The sequence below is a fragment of the Clostridium sp. 1001283B150210_160208_E6 genome, from assembly GCF_015669365.1.
Lineage (GTDB): Bacteria > Bacillota > Clostridia > Clostridiales > Clostridiaceae > Clostridium > Clostridium paraputrificum.
In genome coordinates this window covers 23,677-45,164 of the sequence record NZ_JADPAA010000019.1, presented here as the reverse complement: position 1 = coordinate 45,164, position 21,488 = coordinate 23,677, and the positions used below count along the sequence as shown (strand labels likewise).

Sequence of the window (21,488 nt, the reverse complement as noted above, 5' to 3'; positions counted from 1 at the left end):
TCTTATGAAATATGTTGTATTAGGTGCTTCAGCAGCAGGAATTAATGGGGTAGGACAACTTAGAGCTTTAGACAGCAATGCTCAAATCACTTTAATATCTAAGGATGATAAGATTTATTCAAGATGTATACTTCATCACTATATGGAAGGCATTAGAGATGTTAAAAAGTTAGAGTTTGTTGAAGATAATTTCATAGAAGAAAATAAAATAGAGTGGATTAAAGGAATTGGAGCAGCTTCTTTAAATGTTAGAGAAAAAGAAGTTGTATTAGAAGATGGAAGAAAGGTTTCTTTTGATAAGTTACTTATAGCAACTGGTGCTAACACATTCTTCCCTCCAATACCACACTTAAGAGAGGCTAAAAATGCTATTGGTTTCCGTAATTTTGATGATTGTGAAAAGATTATGGAAATGTCAAAGGTATGTAATAACATAGTTGTAATGGGAGCAGGTCTTGTTGGAATAGATGTTATCTCAGGGCTAATACATACTGGAAAGAATATTTCTTTAGTAGAAATGAAAGGTCATATGTTATCTATACAGCTTGATAAAAAAGCAGCATTAGCCTATGAAGAAGGATTTAAAAAGCATGGTGTAAATCAATATTATGAAAAAGGAATTAAAGAATTAATAGTTAACGAGAATGGAGAAATAATAGAAATAATATTAACTAGTGGAGAGACTATTCCTTGTGATTTGTTAATAGTTGCTGCAGGTGTTCGTTCAAATGTAGCTTTTTTAGAGGGAAGTGGAGTAGAAGTAGATAGATTTGGATTAGTTATAGATGAACTTGGGAGAACAAATGTGGAAGATATTTATGGTGCAGGAGATGTAACAGGAAGAAATTCAATTTGGCCAACTGCAGCAAAGGAAGGGATAATTGCAGCAAGTAATATGACAGGTGTAAAGGCAGAAATGACTGACTTTTTTGCAAGTAAATCAACTATGAACTTTTTAGGAATTCCAACTATGTCATTAGGAATAAATGAACCTGAAGATGATAGTTATACAGTTGTAATTGAAAATGATGATGAGGGGAACTATAAAAAGATAATCCATAAGGACGGAAAGATATATGGAGCAATTATTCAAGGTGATTTATCATATTCAGGAATACTTACTCAATTAATTAAGAATAATATAGATGTATCAAAGATTAAAAAGTCATTATTTAAGATAGATTATTCTGATTTCTTTAATATGAAAGATAACTTTGAATTTACATATGATAATTAAGGGGAGAAACAAATGAAAAACAATAGTTTTATAGATAAGTTTAAGAACATACCAGTACCATTACTTCCAACAATGGTTGGTGCAGCAACACTATCAAATGTATATTTAACACTGGGGTATACATGGATTAGACATATAACAATGATTTTATCAGCAATAATTTTAATAGCTTATATAATAAAGATTGTAACTAATTTTAATGTATTTAAAAATGAATATTCCAATACAGTTCCAGCAAGTTTATATGCAGGATTTACAATGATTACTATGATCTTAGGAAGTTATGTATTTGACTTTAGCCCTACAATTGGTAAAGCAATGTGGTTTGTTGGGTTAATATTACATTCAATTCATATAATTATATTTACATATAGAAACGTAATTAAGGGAGTAAATATAGATACTTTTCTTCCAAGTTGGTTTGTTACTTATAATGGAATAATGGTTTCAACTGTAGTTGGTGGTGTAATGAATGAGCCAACAATAGGAAAGATAGTTGTTTATTATGGTATAGCAGTTTTAATTATTATAATGCCTTTTATGTTATATAGATTGGCAACAACTGATATTAAAGACGCAGTACATCATACTCAAGCAATACTATTGGCACCATCAAGTCTTTGTTTAGTAAGTTATTTGAACTTTATAAAGGAGCCTAATAAGTTTGTAGTATATGCATTATATGCTTTAGTTTTCTGTACATTATTATTTATAATTGTAAAGCTACCAAAGTTTTTCTCTTTTGACTTTCACCCAGGATTTGCTGGAATGACATTCCCTATGGCAATAGGTACTGTTGCTTCAATAAAGATGTCAGGATTCTTAAAAGGTCAAGGGTATGATGTTTTAAGTAATATGGTTAAAGAAATAAGTGGTATACAAATATACTTAACTACTGCAATAGTTTCAATAGTTGTATTTGGAATTTTAAGAATAGTAATTAGAAAATTTAGAGATTAGCAATGAATCAGGATAAATTTTCATAGTTCATTATCATACACATCTTAGGGCTCTTTAAATATATTATTAATATATTACTAGAATAAAGGAAGGGTAAGATGGCTGTAAGTGATAAAGATAAAATTGATAGTATAGGTATAGATAATAAATTTGGAAATGTCATTTTAACAATAAATGATGATTCATCATGGAGAGATGAATATCAACATTTAACTATTTTACAGGATAAAATTAATTCATACTTAGAGTTTATTGATAATGGAGAGTTATATAAGAATTATCCCAATGCAGAAGGAAAGAGAATAGAAATATTAATTAATTTCAAAAATGGAATTACACCAAAATGTGAAGCATATTTAAATAGGATAAGAAATAAACTTGTAATTTTAGGGATAAATGTTGTTTATAAAATTGAAGATTAAAAGGGAGATTGTATAACAATTTCCCTTTTTAATATTTTAAATACAAAATGGTACTAAGTAGTAATAAAAATAAAATTTGAAAAATTATTAAAAAAGTGTTGAAAACGAAAACACGATATGCTATATTATGAATATACAAAATAATGTATATTGAAAGGGAGAAATATGGAGATTAAAAGTAAATTGATGCAGAAGATTGGTATCATGTCAGCAAACCTTTCAAATGAATTTATTCAACTGGATGTAGATGATAGAATTCCAACAGTTGCATTTTTATCTGAAAAGTATGAAACTGCAAGAGGTACAGTTCAAAGTTCTCTTAAGTTATTACAGGATTATGGTGCAATAAAGTTAGAATCTAGAGGACATTTAGGTACATTTATTACTTATATAGATTATCTGAAATTATTAGAAGTAGCAGGGATAAATTCATTAGTTGGAGTTATGCCATTACCATACTCAAAAAGATATGAAGGTTTAGCTACAGGGATATTCAATACATTAAACGATAGACACCTATCAGTAAATTTAGCCTTTATGAGGGGGGCAAATCATAGATTAAAAGCCTTGTTAGATGGAAGATATGATTTTGCAGTTACTTCAAGATTAACAGCAGATTATTATTTAAAAAATAATGAACCTATAGAAATAGTGGCAGCATTTGGCGATTATTCTTACGTAAATGAGCATGTTCTTGTTGTAAGAAATGATAATGATGGTGTTATAAGAAATAATATGAAGGTTGGTATAGATAGGTCTTCAATAGACCAATCATCACTAACGTTATCATATTTTAATGATTTTAATGTAGAGTATGTTGATATGTCTTACAGTTCTCTTAAAAATGCCATAAAGAACAAAGAAGTAGATGCGGCAATATGGAATAAAGATGATATTGATGGCGATGAAGTAAAGGTATTAAAGCTTGGAAGAGAGAATTTGGGAATATCAGATACAGAAGCAGTAATTATTACATCAAAGAAGAACGCAATATTACCAAAGTTATTCTCTAAAAATTTAGATAGAAAAGAAGTTTTAAGATATCAAAGAGAAGTATTAGAAGGTTTAATCATGCCTAATTATTAGGCTTGATTTTAAGTTAATATACAAAATTTTGTACATTGAGGTGGAAAGATGGATTTAACAATAAGATTAAACATTCTTAGGGATGCAGGTCAAATTACAGAAAAAACTTATAACCAAATACTTAAGGTAATAGCATTTTTTAAAGAAAAACTAGGAATTGAATTAAAGGAAGAAAATGGAGCAATGTTTATAACTCATTTATCTTCAGCATTAACTAGAATAGAGCAAAACAAATTAGTTGAAAATATAGATGAATTTATATTTGAACAAGTAAAGTCTGATATTAATTATAAAAGGGCTGTGGAGGTTACAAATTATTTAGAGGAAATATTAGGAGAGTTACCAAGACAAGAAAGAGATTTTATTGAGATGCATATTTGCACTCTATTAAATAAATAAGATTTAGGAGGAGAATTTCATGAAAAGAATAGTTATTGGTGGACAAATAGACAAGCAAAAAGTGGCTGATATAACAGCAAAGGTAGCAGGAGATAGAGTAACGATTGAAATCAAGAGTGATATAGAGGCAGCTATGGCAATAAAAACAGGTATGGCTGATATATATCTTGGTGCATGCAACACTGGTGGAGGTGGTGCATTAGCTATGGCAATAGCGCTACTAGGAATGGGAGAATGTGCAACAATATCAATGCCTGGACATATTAAAAGTGAGGAGGAAATAAAGGCAGAAGTTGAAGCAGGTAAAAAAGCGTACGGTTTTACAGCTCAACATGCTGAGGAAGTAGTTCCAATAATTTTAAAATACTTACTATAAGTTAGTATTAAATTATAAAAGGGGATGTATAGTTATGAAAAGAAAGCTTGTTGTAAAAATATTGGTAGGAGCAGTTTTATTTGGTCAATCAATATCGATAGCTAGTCCTGTAATTGCAAATGCAAAGGAGGTAAATAGTACTTATAGTATCAATTATATGCAAAAAGATAATGCTAGTATAGTTAATATTGATAAGAATGATTTAAGTAAAATTGACGATTTAGTAAATGAGAATATTAAAAATGGAACTTTCCCAGGGGGAGTAGTTTTAGTTGCTAAAGATGGGAAGATAGTATATGAAAAGGCTTTTGGAGATTCTCAAAAATATGATATGGGAAAAGAATTAGAAAAGCCAAGAAAGACATCTGTAGAAACTATATATGATTTAGCATCAGTAACAAAGGTAATGGCTACAACACAAGCAATAATGAAACTATCATATGAGGGAAAGTTAGATGTCAATGATAAGGTTATAAAGCACATTCCTGAGTTTGGGAAAAATGGTAAAGAGAATGTGAAAATAAAAGATTTACTTACTCATACATCTGGATTAACACCATGGAAACCAACTTTTTATTATGCATCTACTCCAGAAGAAGAATTAAAATTTATATGTGACTTACCACTTGAATACGAAACTGGAACAGATAGAAAATATAGTGATTTTAGTTTTATGACTTTAGGTTTTATTGTTGAAGCAGTAACAGGTGAAAAGCTAGATGAATATGTAGAAAATGAAATATATAAGCCTTTAGGAATGGATGACACAATGTATGTACCTTTAAATAAAAATGCTTCATTAAAGGATAGAATAGCAGCAACTTCATGGGGAAATCCATACGAATATAAAATGGTTGACGATGATAATTTTGGATATGTATGTGAAGAAGAAGCAGAAGACTTCAAAGGATGGAGAGATTATACATTAATTGGTGAAGTTAATGATGGTAATGCATGGTATGCAAATAAAGGTGTAGCTGGTCATGCAGGAGTTTTTTCTACAGCTAGTGACTTATCTAAATTAGGGCAACTTATCTTAAATGGTGGAACATACAATGGAGTAACATTATATGATCAAGCAACAGTAGATGAGTTTACATCAATCCAAAGTAAATTTGGTCATGGATATGGTTGGGAAATAAATAGAGGTGGAGAAAATAGCGGCTACATGGGTAAATATGCTAACGATAATGTATTTGGCCATACAGGATTTTCAGGTACACAAGTAATATTTGATAAAGAAAATGACTTACAGATTATTTCGTTAACTAACAAACAAAATAATGGAGTGAATGAGTCAGGTAGTTATCCTAGTACTTTTAAATTTAGTAGAGAGTTATGTAATATCGTATATGAATCTATAATGCCAGAAATAAATATTACTGGAGTTGAGAATGGAAAAGTTTATTCTAAATCAGTAAAAGCAGAAATAGCAGTTGGAGAAAATGATACTTTGTTAGAAGTATTACTTGATGGAAAAGAATATAAAAATGAAGAGATATCAGAAGTTGGAGAGCATACATTATTGATTAAAGCTCAAGGTAGATATGGTAAGGAAACTGTAAAAGAAATTAAATTTGTTATAGAAAAGAATTCTGCTACAAATCCGTCTGATAAAGATGAAACTGATAAAAATGAGTCAGAAAATGATAATGATAAGATTGAAAGTAGCCAACCTGTAAAAACTGGAGATAGTGCTGGTAATATAGGAATGCTAGTGGTTGGAGCAATAAGTTCTTTAGGAGTTATATTTAAATTATTAAAAAAATAGTTAATGTTATTAAATGAAGATAGAGCTTTATAGAAATATTTAAGAACTAATTAGATAAGGAGAGATATTAATGCAATATTTAGTAATAGCACTTCTAGGTGCATTATCAGCAATTTTAGTTAACCAAGGAATAGCAGTTTTTAACGATGGTTTTAGAGCAATTGTTCCAGAATTTTTAGAAGGTAGAATGAATAGAAAAGCCTTAGCAGCAACTTCTTTTGCAATTAGTTTTGGACTTGTTATAGGTTTTGGTATTCCTGTATCAATAGCAGCATCAATTATTTTAGTGCATAGTATATTACTTGGTACAGATATCATTGGAACTTTCTGTCCTAGTGGAAAGAAGGGAATTGTATTATCAGGAGTTGTTGGGGCTATATATGGAATAGGTATCGTTTATGGACTTCAATTTGTTGTAGATTTATTTGCTAAATTACCAGTAAATTTCTTAGAACCATTAAAAATGGTTGGAACTCCGATTACAGTGGCTTTTGCGGTTTTTCCAGCACTAGTTGTAGCATATCAATTTGGATATAAAAAAGGATTAATTACAGGAATTATAGCATTATTAGTTAGACAAATTACAGTTATGTATGGAACATTTAAAATTGGAGAAAACACAATTAAGCTAGATCAAGAAGGTATGGCATTACTTGCAGGTATGATTATTATGATAGCTTTTGCAATGAAAGAAAAGCCAGATGAAAACGCAACCAAAGTAGATTTAACAGCAATATTTGCAGAAAGAGTAAAGAGAATAAAAAAGAATTTACCTATATTAGCAATAATGGGAGGATTAATTTCAGCAGCTACAAGTCTTTGTTTGTTAGCAGGAGATCCTATAAGTTTAAATCTTTTAGCTGAAGGTAAAAATGTTGAAGCTGCTATGACAGCATTTGCTAGAGGTATAGGGTTTATTCCACTAGTAGCTACAACAGCTATTTCAACAGGTGTATATGCACCAGCAGGTATGACGTTTGTATTTGTTGTTGGATTATTAATATCTAATCCTTTAATTGCATTTATAGCTGGAGCAGCAGTAATGGCTATTGAGATTTTATTATTAGATGTATTAGCTAAGCTAATGGACAAGTTCCCAGGTGTAAGAAAATGTGGTGATAATATAAGAACAGCAATGAGTAAGGTGTTAGAAGTAGCATTACTTGTTGGAGGAATGATGGCTGCTCAAGCTATGGCTCCAGGATTTGGATTATTTATGGTAGTAGGCTTATATGTTTTAAATAAGACTTCAAAGAAGCCAATAGTAGATATGGCTGTTGGACCAGTTGGAGCAATTGGAGTAGGTATATTAATTAATATCTTATATTTAATAGGATTATATCAAATACCAGCTTAAATTTAACAATTATAAAGTAAAAGATTATGTTTTGATATTTTGATAAAGTAATTGGGTGGAATCTAATCTATGATTGGATTTCACCCATAAGTATCAATAAATTATTATTAGTTAGGATGGATATTTATGAATATAAATAAAGAAATAATTTATGCTCATGAACATACTACTATAGATTTGTCAGGAATAAAAAAAGATAAAGATTGTCATTTAGATAATAAGGAGCAAACGATTGAAGAGTTTAGAAATTTAGTTTCTAAAGGAGTATCAACAATAATTGACATGACTAATAGAGGTATGGGTAGAGATGTACAATATGTAAATGAAGTAAGTAAAGAAAGTGGGATTAAGATATTAAGTGCAACGGGATATTATAAAGAACCATTTTTGCCACAAGAGGTTTACAATCTAGATGAAGTAGAATTATCTAAAATTATGATTAATGAAATATTATATGGGATAGAAGATACAGGGATTAAGGCTTCAGTTATTGGTGAGATAGGAACAAGTTTAAATAGAATTGAAGATATGGAGCATAAGGTTCTAAATGCAGGATGTAGGGCTCATATTGAAACAGGATGTCCAATAGTAACTCATACAACATTGGGAAAGTTAGGACATGAACAAGTTGATGTATTTAAGAAATATAATGTTGATTTAAATAAAGTGATTTTAAGTCATATTGACTTAAGTGGGGATTTAGAATATATGAAATCTCTTTTAGATAAAGGTGTAAATATAGCATTTGATACTATTGGTAAAAATAATTATCAACCAGATGAAAATAGAGTTAAATGGTTAAGAGAATTATGTTTATCAGGTTATTCAAATCAAATAGTTATGTCTGTTGATATAACTAGAAAATCTCATTTTAAAGAAAATGGTGGAATAGGTTATTCATATTTGATAGATACATTTGTACCAATGTTACTTAAATCAGAAATCAAAGATAAACATATTGAAAATATGTTAGTTAATAATATAAAAAGAATTTATCAATTATAGTAGGGGGAAGAGGTATGAAGACATTTCCGTTAAACTCAATTTCATTACAAGAAGCTATGGAATTACAATTTAAAATTATAGATACAGTAACAAAATATTTTGATGGAAGAGAAGTTCTTGCCCTAGGAGATTTAGGTGTAGTAAAAGGCTTAAATAAGCCAACTTATACACAAAAGGTTGAAAAAGTATTTGCAGACGTATTTGATGCAGAGGCATCAATTTTGGTAAGAGGTGCAGGGACAGGTGCAATAAGATGGGGCCTTATAAGTTTTATGAAGTCTGGAGAAAAGATTTTAGTACATGAAGCACCAATATATCCTACGTCAAAAGTAACAATAGAAACTATGGGTCTTAAGGTTGTAAAAGCTAACTTTAATAACATTAATGATATAAAAAGAGTTATAAATGAGAATCCTGACATAAAGGGGGCATTAGTGCAAAATACAAGGCAGCAGATAGAGGATTGTTATGAATTACAAGAGGTAATTCATACTATAAAAAATGAAAATCCAAATATAAGAATTATAACTGATGATAATTATGCTGCATTAAAGATTAAGAAGATAGGAAATCAATGTGGAGCAGATCTTGGAAGTTTTTCATGTTTCAAAATATTAGGACCAGAAGGTGTTGGTGTACTTATCGGAAAGAAAGAACTTATTGATAAAGTATATTCATTAAATTATTCTGGTGGAAGTCAAGTTCAAGGATTTGAAGCAATGGAAGCTTTAAGAGGTTTAGTGTATGCACCTGTGTCATTAGCAATACAGTCACAAGTTAATGAGGAATTAGTTGAAAGATTGAAAGCAGGTGAAATACCTGAAATAAAGGATGCATTTTTAGTTAATGCTCAATCAAAAGTATTAATTGTTGAACTAAAAGAAAATATAGCAGAAAAGGTTCTTGAAATAACACCTAAATATGGTGCTGCATCTCATCCAGTAGGATCTGAATCTAAGTATGAGTTTGCTCCAATGATGTATAGAGTTTCAGGAACATTTAGAGCTGCTGATCCAACATTAGAAAAGAGAATGATAAGAATTAATCCGATGAGAAGTGGAGCAGATACTATAATTAGAATATTAAATAGTGCAATTAAAGAAGCAATGAATGAAGCATAAAAGGAGGGAGTAAGGTGTTTCTAGAAAAGACAGTCGAAAAAAATAAAGAATTAATAAATGTAGCCTTTGAACTCCATAAAAAAGGTGTAATTGAGCCTGATACTTATGTAATTGATTTAGATAGAACTATTGAGAATGCAAGAAGAATTAAAGAAGAAGCTGATAAGTATAATGTTAAATTATATTTCATGTCTAAACAAATTGGTAGAAATCCTTTAGTATGTAAGGAACTTATGAAATTGGGTTATGAAGGTGCAGTTGTAGTAGATTTTAGAGAAGCAGAAGTTATGATAAATAATGGAATAAAGATAGGTCATGTTGGACATCTTGTTCAAATTCCAACTTCATTATTAAAAAAGATAGTTTCAAGTAAACCAGATTATATAACAGTTTATTCTATAGAGAAAGCAAAACAAATAGACCTAGTTTGTAAGGAGCTAGGCATAACTCAGAAGATAATGCTAAGAGTATTAGATGAAAATGATAGCCTTTATTCAGGACAGTATGGTGGTTTTTTCTTGAGTGAGTTAGAGGAGAAGGTTAGTGAACTAATTAGTTTAAAAAATGTAAGGATAGCTGGAATAGCATCTTTTCCATGTTTTTTATATAAAGAATCAGAAAATAAAATTGAGGCAACAAATAATATAAAAACTATTAAAAAAGCAAAAGAAATACTTGAAGAAAAATTTGATTTGAAAATTGATCAATTAAATATGCCTTCAGCTACATGCACAGAAAGCGTTAAGCTAATAAGTGAAAATGGAGGTACTCATGGAGAGCCAGGGCATGGGTTAACTGGTACAACTCCTTTCCATAAATATAATAATACAGCAGAAATCCCAGCTTTAATTTATGTATCGGAAGTATCGCATAATTTACAAGAAAAGTCTTATTGTTATGGTGGAGGACACTATAGAAGATCACATGTAGAAAAAGCTTTAGTAGGAAAGTCATTAGAGGATTCTAAGAAGGTTAAGGTGATTCCACCAACAGATGAAAGTATAGATTATCATTTTGAACTAAGTGAAAATTCAAAAGTTGGAGATACAGTTATTATGGCTTTTAGAAGTCAAATATTTGTTACTAGAAGCAATGTAGCGGTCGTGAAAGGAATTTCAACTAATAAACCTGAGGTAGTTGGATTGTACAATTCACTAGGTATGGAAATTAAATAGTTTTGGAAGTGATAGTATGAAAAAGTTTATAGTTGTTGTGTTAGATGGATTTGGAATTGGTGAAATGGATGATGTAAGCAAGTGTAGACCTACAGACATTGGTTCTAATACATGTTTACATATTTTAGAACAGAGAAAAGATTTAATACTCAACAATCTAGAAAAAATAGGATTAATGAATGTATTATCCAAAGAAGTGAATGGTATGAAGTTCAGTAATACTGCAACATGGGGAAAAGGGAAGTTAACTCATTTTGGTGCTGATACATTCTTTGGACATCAGGAAATAATGGGTACAAGACCTAAAAAGCCATTTACTGAACCTTTAAAGGTTAAGATTGATGAAATATATAAAGTATTGGTGAAAGCAGGATACAAGGTAAGATACTCAGAAGGATTTAGTGAGAAATTATTAATTGTAGAAGAAGCCTTAACTGTGGCAGATAATATAGAGTGCGATTTAGGACAGGCTATAAATATTACATCAGCATTGGATATAATACCTTTTAAAGAAGTTTTAAAAATAGGAAAATTAGTTAGAGAAGTTGTAAAAGTTCCAAGAGTTATTACTTTTGGAGGCAAAGGAATTACTTTAGATAATATATTAAATGCTATTGAAGAAAAAGATGGTGGATTTATTGGAGTGAATGCGCCAAAGTCAGGTGTGTATGATGATGGATATGAGTGTATTCATTTGGGATATGGTGTAGATCCTGAAACACAAGTAACTACTATTTTATCTGAAAATAATATACCTGTATATTTACTTGGAAAAGTTGCAGATGTAGTTATCAATGAAAGAGGAAGAAGTATTTCAATGGTAGATACTAAATCTGTTCTAGAAAGAACTATTGAAATAGCTAAAGAGATAAATAATGGGTTTATTTGTTGTAATGTGCAAGAAACAGATCTAGCTGGACATAGTGAAAATGTAGATAGATATGCAGAAAAACTAAAGATTGCAGATAGTCTTATAGGAGAACTTATTAATACTTTAAAAGAAGAAGATATTCTTATAGTTATGGCTGATCATGGGAATGATCCTACAATAGGACATTCAAAACATACTAGAGAGATGGTCCCATTAATGATAACAGGGAAGAATATAAAAACAGGTGTAAATATAGGAGAAAGAGAAACTCTTTCTGATGTAGGTGCTACTGTTGCAGAATATTTTAATGTTGCTTCACCTGAAAATGGAACTAGTTTTTTGAGTAAAATAATATAGAATAGATAATCTCAGTAAATTTTTACTGAGATTATTTTATAGGAGGCCTTATGAGAAAGATTGATAAAGCTATCGTTTTAGCTAAAGATAATTTAAATAAATCTGTAATGGAAATTAATCCTAATATTTTAGAAGAAGTTAAAGAGAAAGATGAAGAATATTTAACTTTTGGAGTTAAAAACACAGGGGATATTCCTAGAAGCTTAATAGATAACATTAGAAGTAATAAAAAGTTTTTATGGACAACTATAGATAGGATGTCTCATTTAGGAAGAAGTATAGATACAGAGTTAATAAATCCATTAACTTATAGAGCAATGACAGGATCTTCTTCAGGAACTGCAATAAATGTTTTTAAAGGGATAAATGATTTTGGCATAGGAACAGATGGAGGAGGATCTGTTTTAGCACCAGCACTAAGTTTAAACTTATTTTCATTCTTAGGAAAAGGTGCAGGGTTAGAAATAAGTAAAAAAGGAGTTTCAACAGATAACATTGCTTTTAAGCCAGGAATAGGATTGATTTCAAAAGATCTTCCTACTCTTAAATGTGTAGTTAATGAGTTGATGTCGCTAGAGGAATATTCTTTAAAAGAAGTGAGGGTTGTTATATCTAAGAAGAATACATGTAAAACAATAGAGGGGGAAGATATTTATAATAAAGTTATTAATATTTTAAATAAAATAAAGAGCTATCATAAATTAACTATAGTGGAATATAGATTTCAGGATATATATAATAGGGAAAGTTCCATTAAAGATATTAATAATATTTTTAGTAATGATATTGGTGATATTATCATTAATTTTGAGGGGCCTATAGATTTATATGGATATGATGAAACAATTCAAAAGAGCTTTTTGGGTAATGGGGCAAAAGAAATAACTAAAAATGGAGGAAAAGCATTAGTAAAATCAGCTAATATATGTAGATGTTCGGCTATTACATTACCAGTAAATGAAATTGCATCTGGAATAGTCTTGTGTTCAAAGGAAGGAAAAGAAAAAATACATGGATTATTTGCTTTAGCAGAAGAAATAAATGAGGTTATAAAAAGACCAGATATATATGAAAAATATTTTATTAGAAAAGAAAAGTTCGTTAATTCATTAGATTTTTAAATATAACAAATCATGAAGTTATAGAGAAAGTTAAGAGGCTGTCTTAGGACAGCCTCTTAATATATAAATTCTATATTTTCATTTAATAAAGGCTTTAAGCTTTCAATAAGTTTTTCTCTTCCGTTACTATAAATAGTTTCTACATAGGTTGATTTTCCTTTAGTAATAAGTAAGGAAAACTTATTAGGTCTTTTTGTAGGTTTAATTTCTATCTTAGATATATCACTAAGTTTTATAGTGGTATTACTTGAGATAATTCTATCCTTAAAAATATATATAGTGGTATCAGATAGCAAAAATAGGATGTATTGTGGTAAATACATAAAAGCAAATAAATAATAAAAATTAAATGTGCTGAAATTCATCATTTCATTTATTAGAAGTAAGATTATTATTGCTGAAAATACTAAGAAAAATATTGAAGTCCTTGAGGAGCATCTTACTTTACATATAAGTGATTCTTTATTTGTTTTAGCATAATAAATTGATGAGTTTTTATAAATATAGTAAGTAAGAATTAAAATTAGTAGAATAAAAAGTAAGGCAAAGATAAGTTTCATTATAAACACCTCCCACACAGCTATAGTAAAATTATACCATATGCTTAGAGTCGGCAGGTTAATATTTTTCTTAAATAAACAATAAGAAGTTATTAGTGAATTTTATTTAGAAGATTAAAAAGAGAAATCGCTATGGGATTTCTCTTTTTTACCTTTAGTTACCTTTTAGAGTATTCTCTTATTTCTTTTAATGTAGCATTTTGCAATTGATTTGATAGATTTTCAATCTTTTGAAGATAGTTATCATCTGTAAGCAAATCAGTCTTTGTTGCCATTCTTTCAATTAGTTTGTCACATACTTCCTTTGAGTAGTGAGAACTATCTTTGTAATATTCAAGGTTAAAAGTTATTTGCTTTACATCTTGGAAATCATATATTTCAACATTAGGGTATTCTCTAAGGGTTTCATACATATATTGCTTAAATCTTAATAATCTTAGGTGCTGATCACCACCAACTGTTCTGTTCCAATATAGGATTGAATTTGGTGGGTAGTATAATTTAAAGTTTACATCAGGATTATCCTTTATTATTGAAAGAAGGTTAGCTTCAAAGTTTTTTTGCATAAGGATATAGTTTTCATTGTCCTCAGGGAAGCTTAACATTCTCTTAAAATCATTTTCTAAAGTATTATCTCTTATATCAGAATAAATTAGAACCTCATAACCATCTAAAACTCTGTCATAAGAATAGATTGTATTAGGATTATCTAAATAAAGATTATTTATATCAAACCCTTCAGGAGTTGATTTATTATTAGTATATAACTGTACTGCATCCTTAAAAATAACAAGATTTAAAAGATATCTTAAGTCATTAAAAGGATTGTTATCATATAAGTATTCAGGGTATGGAGTCCTATGAAAATCTATTTCGTTCTTATACATATAACCATCAACACAAACTATTGCATTTTTTACTTTTCCAGTAGAGATTGCTTTTTTTAACACATTTTTTATCTCATAAGGGGTTCCTCCAGAGATAGAAAGCTTAGCTGATTTTGTTCCAAAAGCTTCATCCATTTTGTTAACAGTCATGTTTTCACTCATAGAGCTTCCAACTAAAATAGTTTCATAATCCAAGTTCTTTGCAAATCCAGCAGCTAGATATCTTTGAATATATAAAGATCTGGATTCCATAAATTCTTTTGATGGATTGTTAAAGTTATATATTTGATAAGGGTCTATAGAGTATATTGTAAATCCCATTGTAAATAAGCTTACTAGCATTATACCTAAAAAACCTATACACCATTTTTTATGCTTATTCATTTTGCACCTCCTAAAAGCTCTTATAAATAAAGTCACTAACTTTATCAAAGTTTAATGTTGAAATGAAAGTAAGTAATGAAGTTAGTACTAAATTTACAAAAGTAGGATTAAAGTCTTCAGTTGAAATAATATTTTTAAAGTCTACACATATAAGTATAAAACCTATAATTGCTACTTTTAGAGCCATAACAAAATCAGAACCAAAGTCTAAGTTTGCTAGAGCATCTTTTAAGAAATTAAAGTTTCCATTTATAAAGAAATCTGCTCCAAATAATATAATTAATATGGAAAGGGATATTTTTATTATCAATTTATTGTTAATCTTATTAAGTTTATTTATCTTACTTAAGGTAACTAGAAGAACTGCAATTATTAATATTGTAGTTATAACCTTAAAGTTATCCATAAATAAAGGAAGTATTTCTGGGATAAATGAGAAGTCAAACATTGCTTTTAAAACTTTAAATGCAGACTTTAAATCAGTTGCTCTAAAAAATACCCAAGCAATATTTACAAAGTTAAATGTAATAAATATAGATAAATATTTATTTACATTTATTTTTTTATCTATAAATATTTGATTAATTACACGTGCAATTCCATGTAAGATACCCCATATAATAAATCCCCAGCCTGTACCATGCCATATTCCACTTATAAAGAAGATAATAAATAAGTTTAAGTATGTTCGTGCTTGTCCTTTTCTGTTTCCTCCTAAAGGAATATAAAGATATCTAGTAAAGAAAGTACCTAAAGTCATATGCCAACGTTGCCAAAATTCCTTTATAGACCTAGATTTGTAAGGAGTATTAAAGTTCATTGGTAAATTTATATTGAACAGTGCAGCTATTCCTATTGCCATATCACTATATCCACTAAAGTCAAAATATATTTGAAGAGTATAGCTTAATGCTGTAATCCACCCCTCAAGAAAATTTAAATTTGAACTTAGATCAAATCCATTAGTAACTATTAGTGCAATTGTATCTGCAATAATTACCTTTTTAAATAATCCAATGGAAAATAGGAATATTCCTTTAGAAATACTAGCATAATTTACTTCACTTTTACTGCTTTTATCTAGCTCTTCAGTTAATGAATTATAGTTAACTAAAGGACCTGAAATAACCTTAGGGAAAAATGTTATGTAAAATAGATAATTTAAAAATGAAAAATCATTAACATTTCCTTTATAGCTATCATAAAGCAATGATATTTGTTGGAATGTAATAAAGCTTATCCCAAGTGGGAATACAATATTTTTAAAGTTAAAGTATTTAAAGAAACATAAAAATAATATGTTTAAAGTAATTCCTAAAATTAAAAAGCTTTTGGTGAGGCTTGTATTATTTTTAGATAAAATTACTTTGGTAAATATATAATTAGTTATTATAGATAAGAAAAATATAAGAATAACCTTTGGGTTATTAGCTCCATAAAAGAAAAGGGAAGCTAGACATAACCAAAATACAAGAGATTTCTTATTATTTAACTTATGTAAACCATAATATCCAATTAAGGATACTGGTAAAAAGAAAATTAAAAATTCATAAGAGTTAAAGCTCATAATTTATCCTCCATATATATAATGTCATGAAATATTATATCTTATTTTATCAATATTTTTAACAAAATAAGGAAAACTTAAGAAAATATTTTACTATTTGTAATATGTGTAGGGGAAATACCAATAGAAACTTAAAAACCATTATTATTTCTATAGGATATAGGTGATAGCCCTGCCTTTTCTTTAAATTTCTTAGAAAAATGACTTGAATCTGAATATCCAAGCTGTTGAGCTATTTCAATCATAGTTTTAGAGGTGGTTTTTAAGAGAATTTTAGCTCTATTTATCTTAACTTCATGTACATATTCATTAATGGATATACCCATAGTTTTTTTGAATAATGTACTAATATATGAAGAGGAAATATTAAGTTCCTTAGCCATTTTGTTTAGTGAAAAATAGTTTTCTATGTGCATGTGTATATATCTTAAGGAACGATTAACAGTTAAGCTATTTGTAACCTCCATATTAGATATAATTCTAGTAATATATTGTTTAAATAAATCTATTTCTAGCTCCTGCAAATCTTTTAGTGAAGTACATTTTAGTATTTCCAAATAAAATTTATTATAAATATCGTGAAGAGTTGTTTTAATTATCCTATCTTTAATTACTTCTTTTGATAAAAAAGCATTCCAAATAATAAGGTCATGTTTTTTTTCTAAGATATCCTTATCTATTGAATTTTCATATTCATGTTTCTTTTTTAATCTCTCTAAAATTTGAGGAAAGTTATTTGTCTTTATCAAAATAAAGAAGTCAGTATAAAAGAAATCATCATCTCCAATAAACTTATCCATATCATCACTCCTAATATATTATATAAAAATTATACAAAAAATCTAAAAAATATAAAAGTTATAAAGTTGTATGGTGCTATAATTCAAGTGAATTTAATAATTTGAGAGGTATTTATATGAAAGAGATAAAAAGCAAGCTTCTTTCAATAACTTGGCCAATAATGATAGAGCTTATACTTATGTATTTATTAGGGAGTATTGATATATTTATGCTTGGTAAATATTCAGATGAGGCAGTAGCAATAGTTGGAGTATCTAACCAAATAATATGGATGGTAAACCTTATGTTTGTAGTAATTACATCTGGGACAACCATTTTATTAACTCAATATTTTGGCTCTAATAAGGATGAAAAAAATATAGTTGAAATTTGTGGCTTGTCAATAGGAGTAAATGGAGTTCTTGGTATCGTTTTAAGTATAGTAATAATTCTTGGTGGGGAGTTTATGTTTAAATTATTAAACACTCCAAGTGAATTAATTTCTATGGGTAATACTTATATGGGTATTGTTGGTGGAGCAAGTTTTGTTGCAGCAATAATGATGACATTTACAGCAATATTAAGAGCATATGGACTTACAAAAACCTGTATGAAGATAACTATATTAATGAATGTAGTAAATGTAATAGGTAATTATATATTGATATTTGGTAATTTTGGATTTCCACAGCTAGGGATTGCAGGTGCAGCTATATCAACTACATTAAGTAAGGTTGTAGCTTGTATTTTTTTAGGATATAGAGTTTATAAGGTGGTTATGAATAAGTTTAAATTGGATTTATTTAAAATATTTCCTGTTAATCATTTGAAAAATATAGTTTCAATAGGACTTCCAACATTAGGAGAACAACTTTCATATAACTTAAGTCAATTAGTTATAACAAGCATAATAAATACCATAGGTATAGCCAGTATGGCTACAAAAACTTATGTTGGAAATATTGCTTTTTTAGCCTATCTTTTTGCACAAGGGGTTGCCCAAGGTGGAAGTATTTTAATAGGAAGGCTTATTGGTGAAGGTGAAAAAGATAAAGCATTTAACTTATTTAAATACTGTGTTACTAGATCTTTAATTGTAACAATTAGTATGAGCATTTTACTTGCTATAGTTGGAAAGTATATATTAGCAATATTTACAACTAATGAAGAGATATTAGTCCTGGGAAGTCAGGTTTTATTTGTAAATATATTTCTTGAGTTTGGAAGAACAACTAATCTTATAGGTATTAATGGTTTAAGAGCAACTGGAGACGTGAAGTTTCCTGTATATATAGCCATATTTTCAATGTGGACTTTTGCTGTTGGAATTTCTTATGTTTTAGGTATAGGGCTAGGACTTGGGTTAATTGGAGTATGGATAGGATTTGCATTAGATGAAATCATAAGAGGAGTTTTAGTGGCATTAAGATGGAAATCAAGAAAGTGGGAAGATAAATCATTTGTTAGATAGAAAAGGAGAGGATAAAATGTGTGGCAGAATAACAAGAGAAGGAATTTTTCATCTTCCAAAGAGTAATTATTCTTATGGATATGATAGTGAAACCTTACATTTAAGGATTAGGACAAAAAAAGGAGAAGTGAAAAAAGCTTATTTAAGAATTGGAGATCCTTATATATGGGAAGTTGGGGGAGCAGATGGTGGTAACTTGGGTGCTGGAGGTACAGGATGGAAAGCTGAAACTCTTCCTATGAAAAAAGAGGTTGAAACAGAGTATTTTGATTATTGGATAGGAGAATATAAGCCAAAAAAAAAGAGGTCAAGATATGCATTTATATTAGAAGGGAAAGAGGAAAAAATCCTTTTTACTGAAAAGAAGATATATGAATTAGGAAAAAATGATGATATCTATATATTAAGCAAAGTCTCTGATTTCTTTTGTTTCCCTTATTTGAATAATATAGATGTTCCTAAAGCACCAGAATGGGCAAAAGATATGATTTGGTATCAAATATTTCCTGATAGGTTTAATAATGGAGATCCATCTATAAATCCTGAAGGAGTGAAGCCTTGGGGAACAGAGCCAACAGGTAAAAACTTCATGGGAGGGGACTTAAGAGGAATAATAGAGAAGCTAGATTATTTAGAGGACTTGGGAATTACAGGATTATATCTATGTCCTATTTTTAAAGCAACATCTAATCATAGATATGAAACAATAGATTATTTTGAAATTGATCCAGCATTAGGAGATAAAGAAACTTTCAAAGAGCTAGTTGATGAGTTGCATAAAAGAAATATGAAAATATTATTAGATGGTGTGTTTAACCATATGGGATATTTTTCACCACAATGGCAGGATGTAATTAAAAATGGTGAAAAATCTAAATTTAAGGATTGGTTTCATATAAATAAGTTCCCAGCAGTAGATAGGCCACTAGAAAAATTAGATGGTAGAAACCTAAATTATGAAACCTTTGGAAGGACACCTAAAATGCCAAAATTAAATACAGAAAATCCAGAGGTTGTTGAGTACTTACTAAAGGTTGGGGAGTACTGGTCTGGTGAAATGAATATTGATGGTTGGAGATTAGATGTAAGCAATGAAATTGATCATGTGTTTTGGAGAAAGTTTAAGGAAAGAGTATTAGCAGTAAATCCTAACAGTTATATAGTAGGAGAGATATGGCATGATTCTTTACCTTGGCTTATGGGAGATCAATTTAATGGAGTTATGAACTATCCATTAGGAGATGGGATTAAAGACTTCTTTTGCTATAATTGTGCTAATGGAGAAGAGTTTAAATACATGATTAATAAAGTAAATGTAAGCTATCCAAAGCAGGTAAATGAAGTGATGTTTAATCTTTTAGATAGCCATGATACTCCTAGAATTCTTACATTAGCTAAAGGTAGTAAAGAGAAGGTAAGGTTAGCATTATTATTTATGTTTACTCAAGCTGGCTCTCCTTGTATTTATTATGGTACAGAAATAGGCATGGAGGGTAATCAAGGTAATGGGCAAGAGTTTCATAGAAGATGCATGGTTTGGGATAAAGAAAAGCAAGACAGGGATATGTTAGATTTTACTAAGAAATTAATAAATATGAGAAAAGTAAATCCACAGCTTAAAGCACTAGAAAATAAGTGGATTATGACAGAAAAAAATAGTTCTGTTTTGATATATAAAAAGGAAGATATAACAGTAATAATTAATAATTCAAAGGAGGAAATAGTTATACCTTTCATGGATGAACTAAAAAATAGAAAAGCATTTGATGTATTTAATGAAGAGAATATAGAACTTAAGGAGTCTATAAAATTAAAGGGATATGAATTTAAAGTACTATTATAATTAAATATAAATTCTTAAATAATGTTATTTACAAATAAAAAAGACTAGAAAATGAATACAAAACATTTTCTAGTCTTTTCATTATGTATTTAAGCAATTAAATACCTCAGGTAAATTTCTTGAAAGATAATTAGCTACTTCATCCTTATATAAGTAATTAATGTTTTCTGATAGTGTAGTATCATTAAATTCTATTTGTAATTTAAATAATGTTTTTCTTTTGGTATCTAATATTTTAACTTTTGTTATTGATGAATACTCAATGAACTTACCATGCATAAATAGACCATTATCAAAGAAATATAGATATTTATTAACATAGTATTCAATAATTTCGTTTATACCATCTAAAATGATTATTAAAAAAAGAATAGTAGCTATAGAAGTTTTAATAAGAATAATTAAGGTGATAATTGTTAATGATACTGTGAAATAAGTAGTTAAATTAGAATTAAGTTTAACTTTATAGATAGGATCTGTTTTATGCTTTTTAATATAATGAGTGGCTGATCTGAAGTATGATACCACCAGTCCAATAGCATAGAGAAATAAAATGATTAAGTAATAATCTATGTATTCTACAATATTATTTATAATATCCAATTGATTTCCCCCTAATTCAATTATTTACTATATTATACCATATATTTGAAATTAATGTATATGAGTATTATTTTATAATATAAAGTAAGGGGTGGGAAGTTCAAATAAATGAAAAGGAGCTATTAAAAGTAGCTC

At 28.8% G+C, this 21,488-nt stretch carries 20 protein-coding genes; 15 read left to right on the top strand and 5 right to left on the bottom strand.

Annotation, left to right across the window (positions count from 1 at the left end; genetic code table 11):
• Nucleotides 1-4 precede the first annotated feature (4 nt).
• The 13 genes from I4V16_RS15615 (at nt 5) to I4V16_RS15555 (ending at nt 13,258) form a co-directional block, all read left to right on the top strand.
• A complete protein-coding gene (locus I4V16_RS15615; RefSeq protein ID WP_099314328.1) occupies nt 5-1,237 on the top strand; it encodes an FAD-dependent oxidoreductase in 1,233 nt (410 codons plus the stop codon).
• Between the two features lie 12 nt (nt 1,238-1,249).
• A complete protein-coding gene (locus I4V16_RS15610; protein ID WP_049179691.1) occupies nt 1,250-2,197 on the top strand; it encodes a TDT family transporter in 948 nt (315 codons plus the stop codon).
• A 98-nt stretch (nt 2,198-2,295) separates the two neighbouring features.
• Nucleotides 2,296-2,619, top strand: coding sequence for a DUF6572 domain-containing protein (locus I4V16_RS15605; protein WP_053089757.1), 324 nt, complete (start codon nt 2,296-2,298; stop codon nt 2,617-2,619).
• Between the two features lie 165 nt (nt 2,620-2,784).
• Nucleotides 2,785-3,705, top strand: a complete 921-nt coding sequence (yhfZ, locus tag I4V16_RS15600; RefSeq protein WP_027099709.1) for a GntR family transcriptional regulator YhfZ — start codon at nt 2,785-2,787, stop codon at nt 3,703-3,705.
• Between the two features lie 48 nt (nt 3,706-3,753).
• Nucleotides 3,754-4,104 carry a PRD domain-containing protein gene (locus I4V16_RS15595; RefSeq protein ID WP_027099710.1) on the top strand — a complete coding sequence of 117 codons (351 nt, stop codon included), beginning with the start codon at nt 3,754-3,756 and terminating at the stop codon, nt 4,102-4,104.
• Nucleotides 4,105-4,123: 19 nt separating this feature from the next.
• Nucleotides 4,124-4,480 carry a DUF2620 domain-containing protein gene (locus tag I4V16_RS15590; RefSeq protein WP_195966929.1) on the top strand — a complete coding sequence of 119 codons (357 nt, stop codon included), beginning with the start codon at nt 4,124-4,126 and terminating at the stop codon, nt 4,478-4,480.
• A 34-nt stretch (nt 4,481-4,514) separates the two neighbouring features.
• Complete coding sequence (locus I4V16_RS15585; RefSeq protein ID WP_099314326.1) at nt 4,515-6,251, top strand: serine hydrolase; 1,737 nt, start codon at nt 4,515-4,517, stop codon at nt 6,249-6,251.
• Nucleotides 6,252-6,321: 70 nt separating this feature from the next.
• On the top strand, nt 6,322-7,608 hold the full coding sequence (locus tag I4V16_RS15580) for a YhfT family protein (RefSeq protein WP_027099712.1): 1,287 nt from the start codon (nt 6,322-6,324) through the stop codon (nt 7,606-7,608).
• A gap of 126 nt (nt 7,609-7,734) precedes the next feature.
• Entirely contained in the window at nt 7,735-8,613 is an 879-nt protein-coding gene (locus tag I4V16_RS15575; protein ID WP_034867056.1) for a TatD family hydrolase, read from the top strand.
• A gap of 14 nt (nt 8,614-8,627) precedes the next feature.
• Nucleotides 8,628-9,734: an aminotransferase class V-fold PLP-dependent enzyme gene (locus I4V16_RS15570; protein WP_027099714.1), complete on the top strand. Its 1,107-nt coding sequence runs from the start codon at nt 8,628-8,630 to the stop codon at nt 9,732-9,734.
• Nucleotides 9,735-9,748: 14 nt separating this feature from the next.
• Nucleotides 9,749-10,909, top strand: coding sequence for a YhfX family PLP-dependent enzyme (locus I4V16_RS15565; protein ID WP_049179696.1), 1,161 nt, complete (start codon nt 9,749-9,751; stop codon nt 10,907-10,909).
• Nucleotides 10,910-10,925: 16 nt separating this feature from the next.
• Nucleotides 10,926-12,137 carry a phosphopentomutase gene (locus I4V16_RS15560; protein ID WP_111937144.1) on the top strand — a complete coding sequence of 404 codons (1,212 nt, stop codon included), beginning with the start codon at nt 10,926-10,928 and terminating at the stop codon, nt 12,135-12,137.
• A gap of 50 nt (nt 12,138-12,187) precedes the next feature.
• Complete coding sequence (locus I4V16_RS15555; RefSeq protein ID WP_099329654.1) at nt 12,188-13,258, top strand: amidase family protein; 1,071 nt, start codon at nt 12,188-12,190, stop codon at nt 13,256-13,258.
• A 56-nt stretch (nt 13,259-13,314) separates the two neighbouring features.
• Here the strand turns inward: I4V16_RS15555 and I4V16_RS15550 are convergent, their stop codons facing one another.
• The 4 genes from I4V16_RS15550 to I4V16_RS15535 form a co-directional block, all read right to left on the bottom strand.
• Nucleotides 13,315-13,818, bottom strand: a complete 504-nt coding sequence (locus I4V16_RS15550) for a hypothetical protein (RefSeq protein WP_027099718.1) — start codon at nt 13,816-13,818, stop codon at nt 13,315-13,317.
• 158 nt (nt 13,819-13,976) lie between these two features.
• Complete coding sequence (locus I4V16_RS15545) at nt 13,977-15,089, bottom strand: hypothetical protein (protein ID WP_111937146.1); 1,113 nt, start codon at nt 15,087-15,089, stop codon at nt 13,977-13,979.
• Nucleotides 15,090-15,099: 10 nt separating this feature from the next.
• Complete coding sequence (locus I4V16_RS15540; RefSeq protein ID WP_049179704.1) at nt 15,100-16,656, bottom strand: MBOAT family O-acyltransferase; 1,557 nt, start codon at nt 16,654-16,656, stop codon at nt 15,100-15,102.
• 131 nt (nt 16,657-16,787) lie between these two features.
• Entirely contained in the window at nt 16,788-17,456 is a 669-nt protein-coding gene (locus I4V16_RS15535; RefSeq protein ID WP_049179706.1) for an AraC family transcriptional regulator, read from the bottom strand.
• Nucleotides 17,457-17,572: 116 nt separating this feature from the next.
• Here I4V16_RS15535 and I4V16_RS15530 point away from each other — a divergent pair, with 116 nt between their 5' ends.
• Together I4V16_RS15530 and I4V16_RS15525 are read left to right on the top strand one after the other, a co-directional pair.
• Complete coding sequence (locus I4V16_RS15530; RefSeq protein WP_049179708.1) at nt 17,573-18,907, top strand: MATE family efflux transporter; 1,335 nt, start codon at nt 17,573-17,575, stop codon at nt 18,905-18,907.
• Nucleotides 18,897-20,750: a glycoside hydrolase family 13 protein gene (locus tag I4V16_RS15525; protein ID WP_242979702.1), complete on the top strand. Its 1,854-nt coding sequence runs from the start codon at nt 18,897-18,899 to the stop codon at nt 20,748-20,750. The genes I4V16_RS15530 and I4V16_RS15525 overlap by 11 nt, the downstream gene beginning before the upstream one ends.
• 81 nt (nt 20,751-20,831) lie before the next feature.
• Here the strand turns inward: I4V16_RS15525 and I4V16_RS15520 are convergent, their stop codons facing one another.
• Nucleotides 20,832-21,353, bottom strand: coding sequence for a hypothetical protein (locus tag I4V16_RS15520; RefSeq protein WP_111937147.1), 522 nt, complete (start codon nt 21,351-21,353; stop codon nt 20,832-20,834).
• Between the last annotated feature and the right edge of the window lie 135 nt (nt 21,354-21,488).

Coding starts and splice junctions, on each gene's coding strand:
- I4V16_RS15595 (WP_027099710.1), top strand. CDS start 3,754: ATGGATTTAACAATAAGATTAAACATTCTTAGGGATGCAGGTCAAATT.
- I4V16_RS15555 (WP_099329654.1), top strand. CDS start 12,188: ATGAGAAAGATTGATAAAGCTATCGTTTTAGCTAAAGATAATTTAAAT.
- I4V16_RS15535 (WP_049179706.1), bottom strand. CDS start 17,456: ATGGATAAGTTTATTGGAGATGATGATTTCTTTTATACTGACTTCTTT.
- I4V16_RS15530 (WP_049179708.1), top strand. CDS start 17,573: ATGAAAGAGATAAAAAGCAAGCTTCTTTCAATAACTTGGCCAATAATG.
- I4V16_RS15550 (WP_027099718.1), bottom strand. CDS start 13,818: ATGAAACTTATCTTTGCCTTACTTTTTATTCTACTAATTTTAATTCTT.
- yhfZ (WP_027099709.1), top strand. CDS start 2,785: ATGGAGATTAAAAGTAAATTGATGCAGAAGATTGGTATCATGTCAGCA.
- I4V16_RS15560 (WP_111937144.1), top strand. CDS start 10,926: ATGAAAAAGTTTATAGTTGTTGTGTTAGATGGATTTGGAATTGGTGAA.
- I4V16_RS15580 (WP_027099712.1), top strand. CDS start 6,322: ATGCAATATTTAGTAATAGCACTTCTAGGTGCATTATCAGCAATTTTA.
- I4V16_RS15545 (WP_111937146.1), bottom strand. CDS start 15,089: ATGAATAAGCATAAAAAATGGTGTATAGGTTTTTTAGGTATAATGCTA.
- I4V16_RS15610 (WP_049179691.1), top strand. CDS start 1,250: ATGAAAAACAATAGTTTTATAGATAAGTTTAAGAACATACCAGTACCA.
- I4V16_RS15540 (WP_049179704.1), bottom strand. CDS start 16,656: ATGAGCTTTAACTCTTATGAATTTTTAATTTTCTTTTTACCAGTATCC.
- I4V16_RS15575 (WP_034867056.1), top strand. CDS start 7,735: ATGAATATAAATAAAGAAATAATTTATGCTCATGAACATACTACTATA.
- I4V16_RS15590 (WP_195966929.1), top strand. CDS start 4,124: ATGAAAAGAATAGTTATTGGTGGACAAATAGACAAGCAAAAAGTGGCT.
- I4V16_RS15570 (WP_027099714.1), top strand. CDS start 8,628: ATGAAGACATTTCCGTTAAACTCAATTTCATTACAAGAAGCTATGGAA.
- I4V16_RS15605 (WP_053089757.1), top strand. CDS start 2,296: ATGGCTGTAAGTGATAAAGATAAAATTGATAGTATAGGTATAGATAAT.
- I4V16_RS15615 (WP_099314328.1), top strand. CDS start 5: ATGAAATATGTTGTATTAGGTGCTTCAGCAGCAGGAATTAATGGGGTA.
- I4V16_RS15585 (WP_099314326.1), top strand. CDS start 4,515: ATGAAAAGAAAGCTTGTTGTAAAAATATTGGTAGGAGCAGTTTTATTT.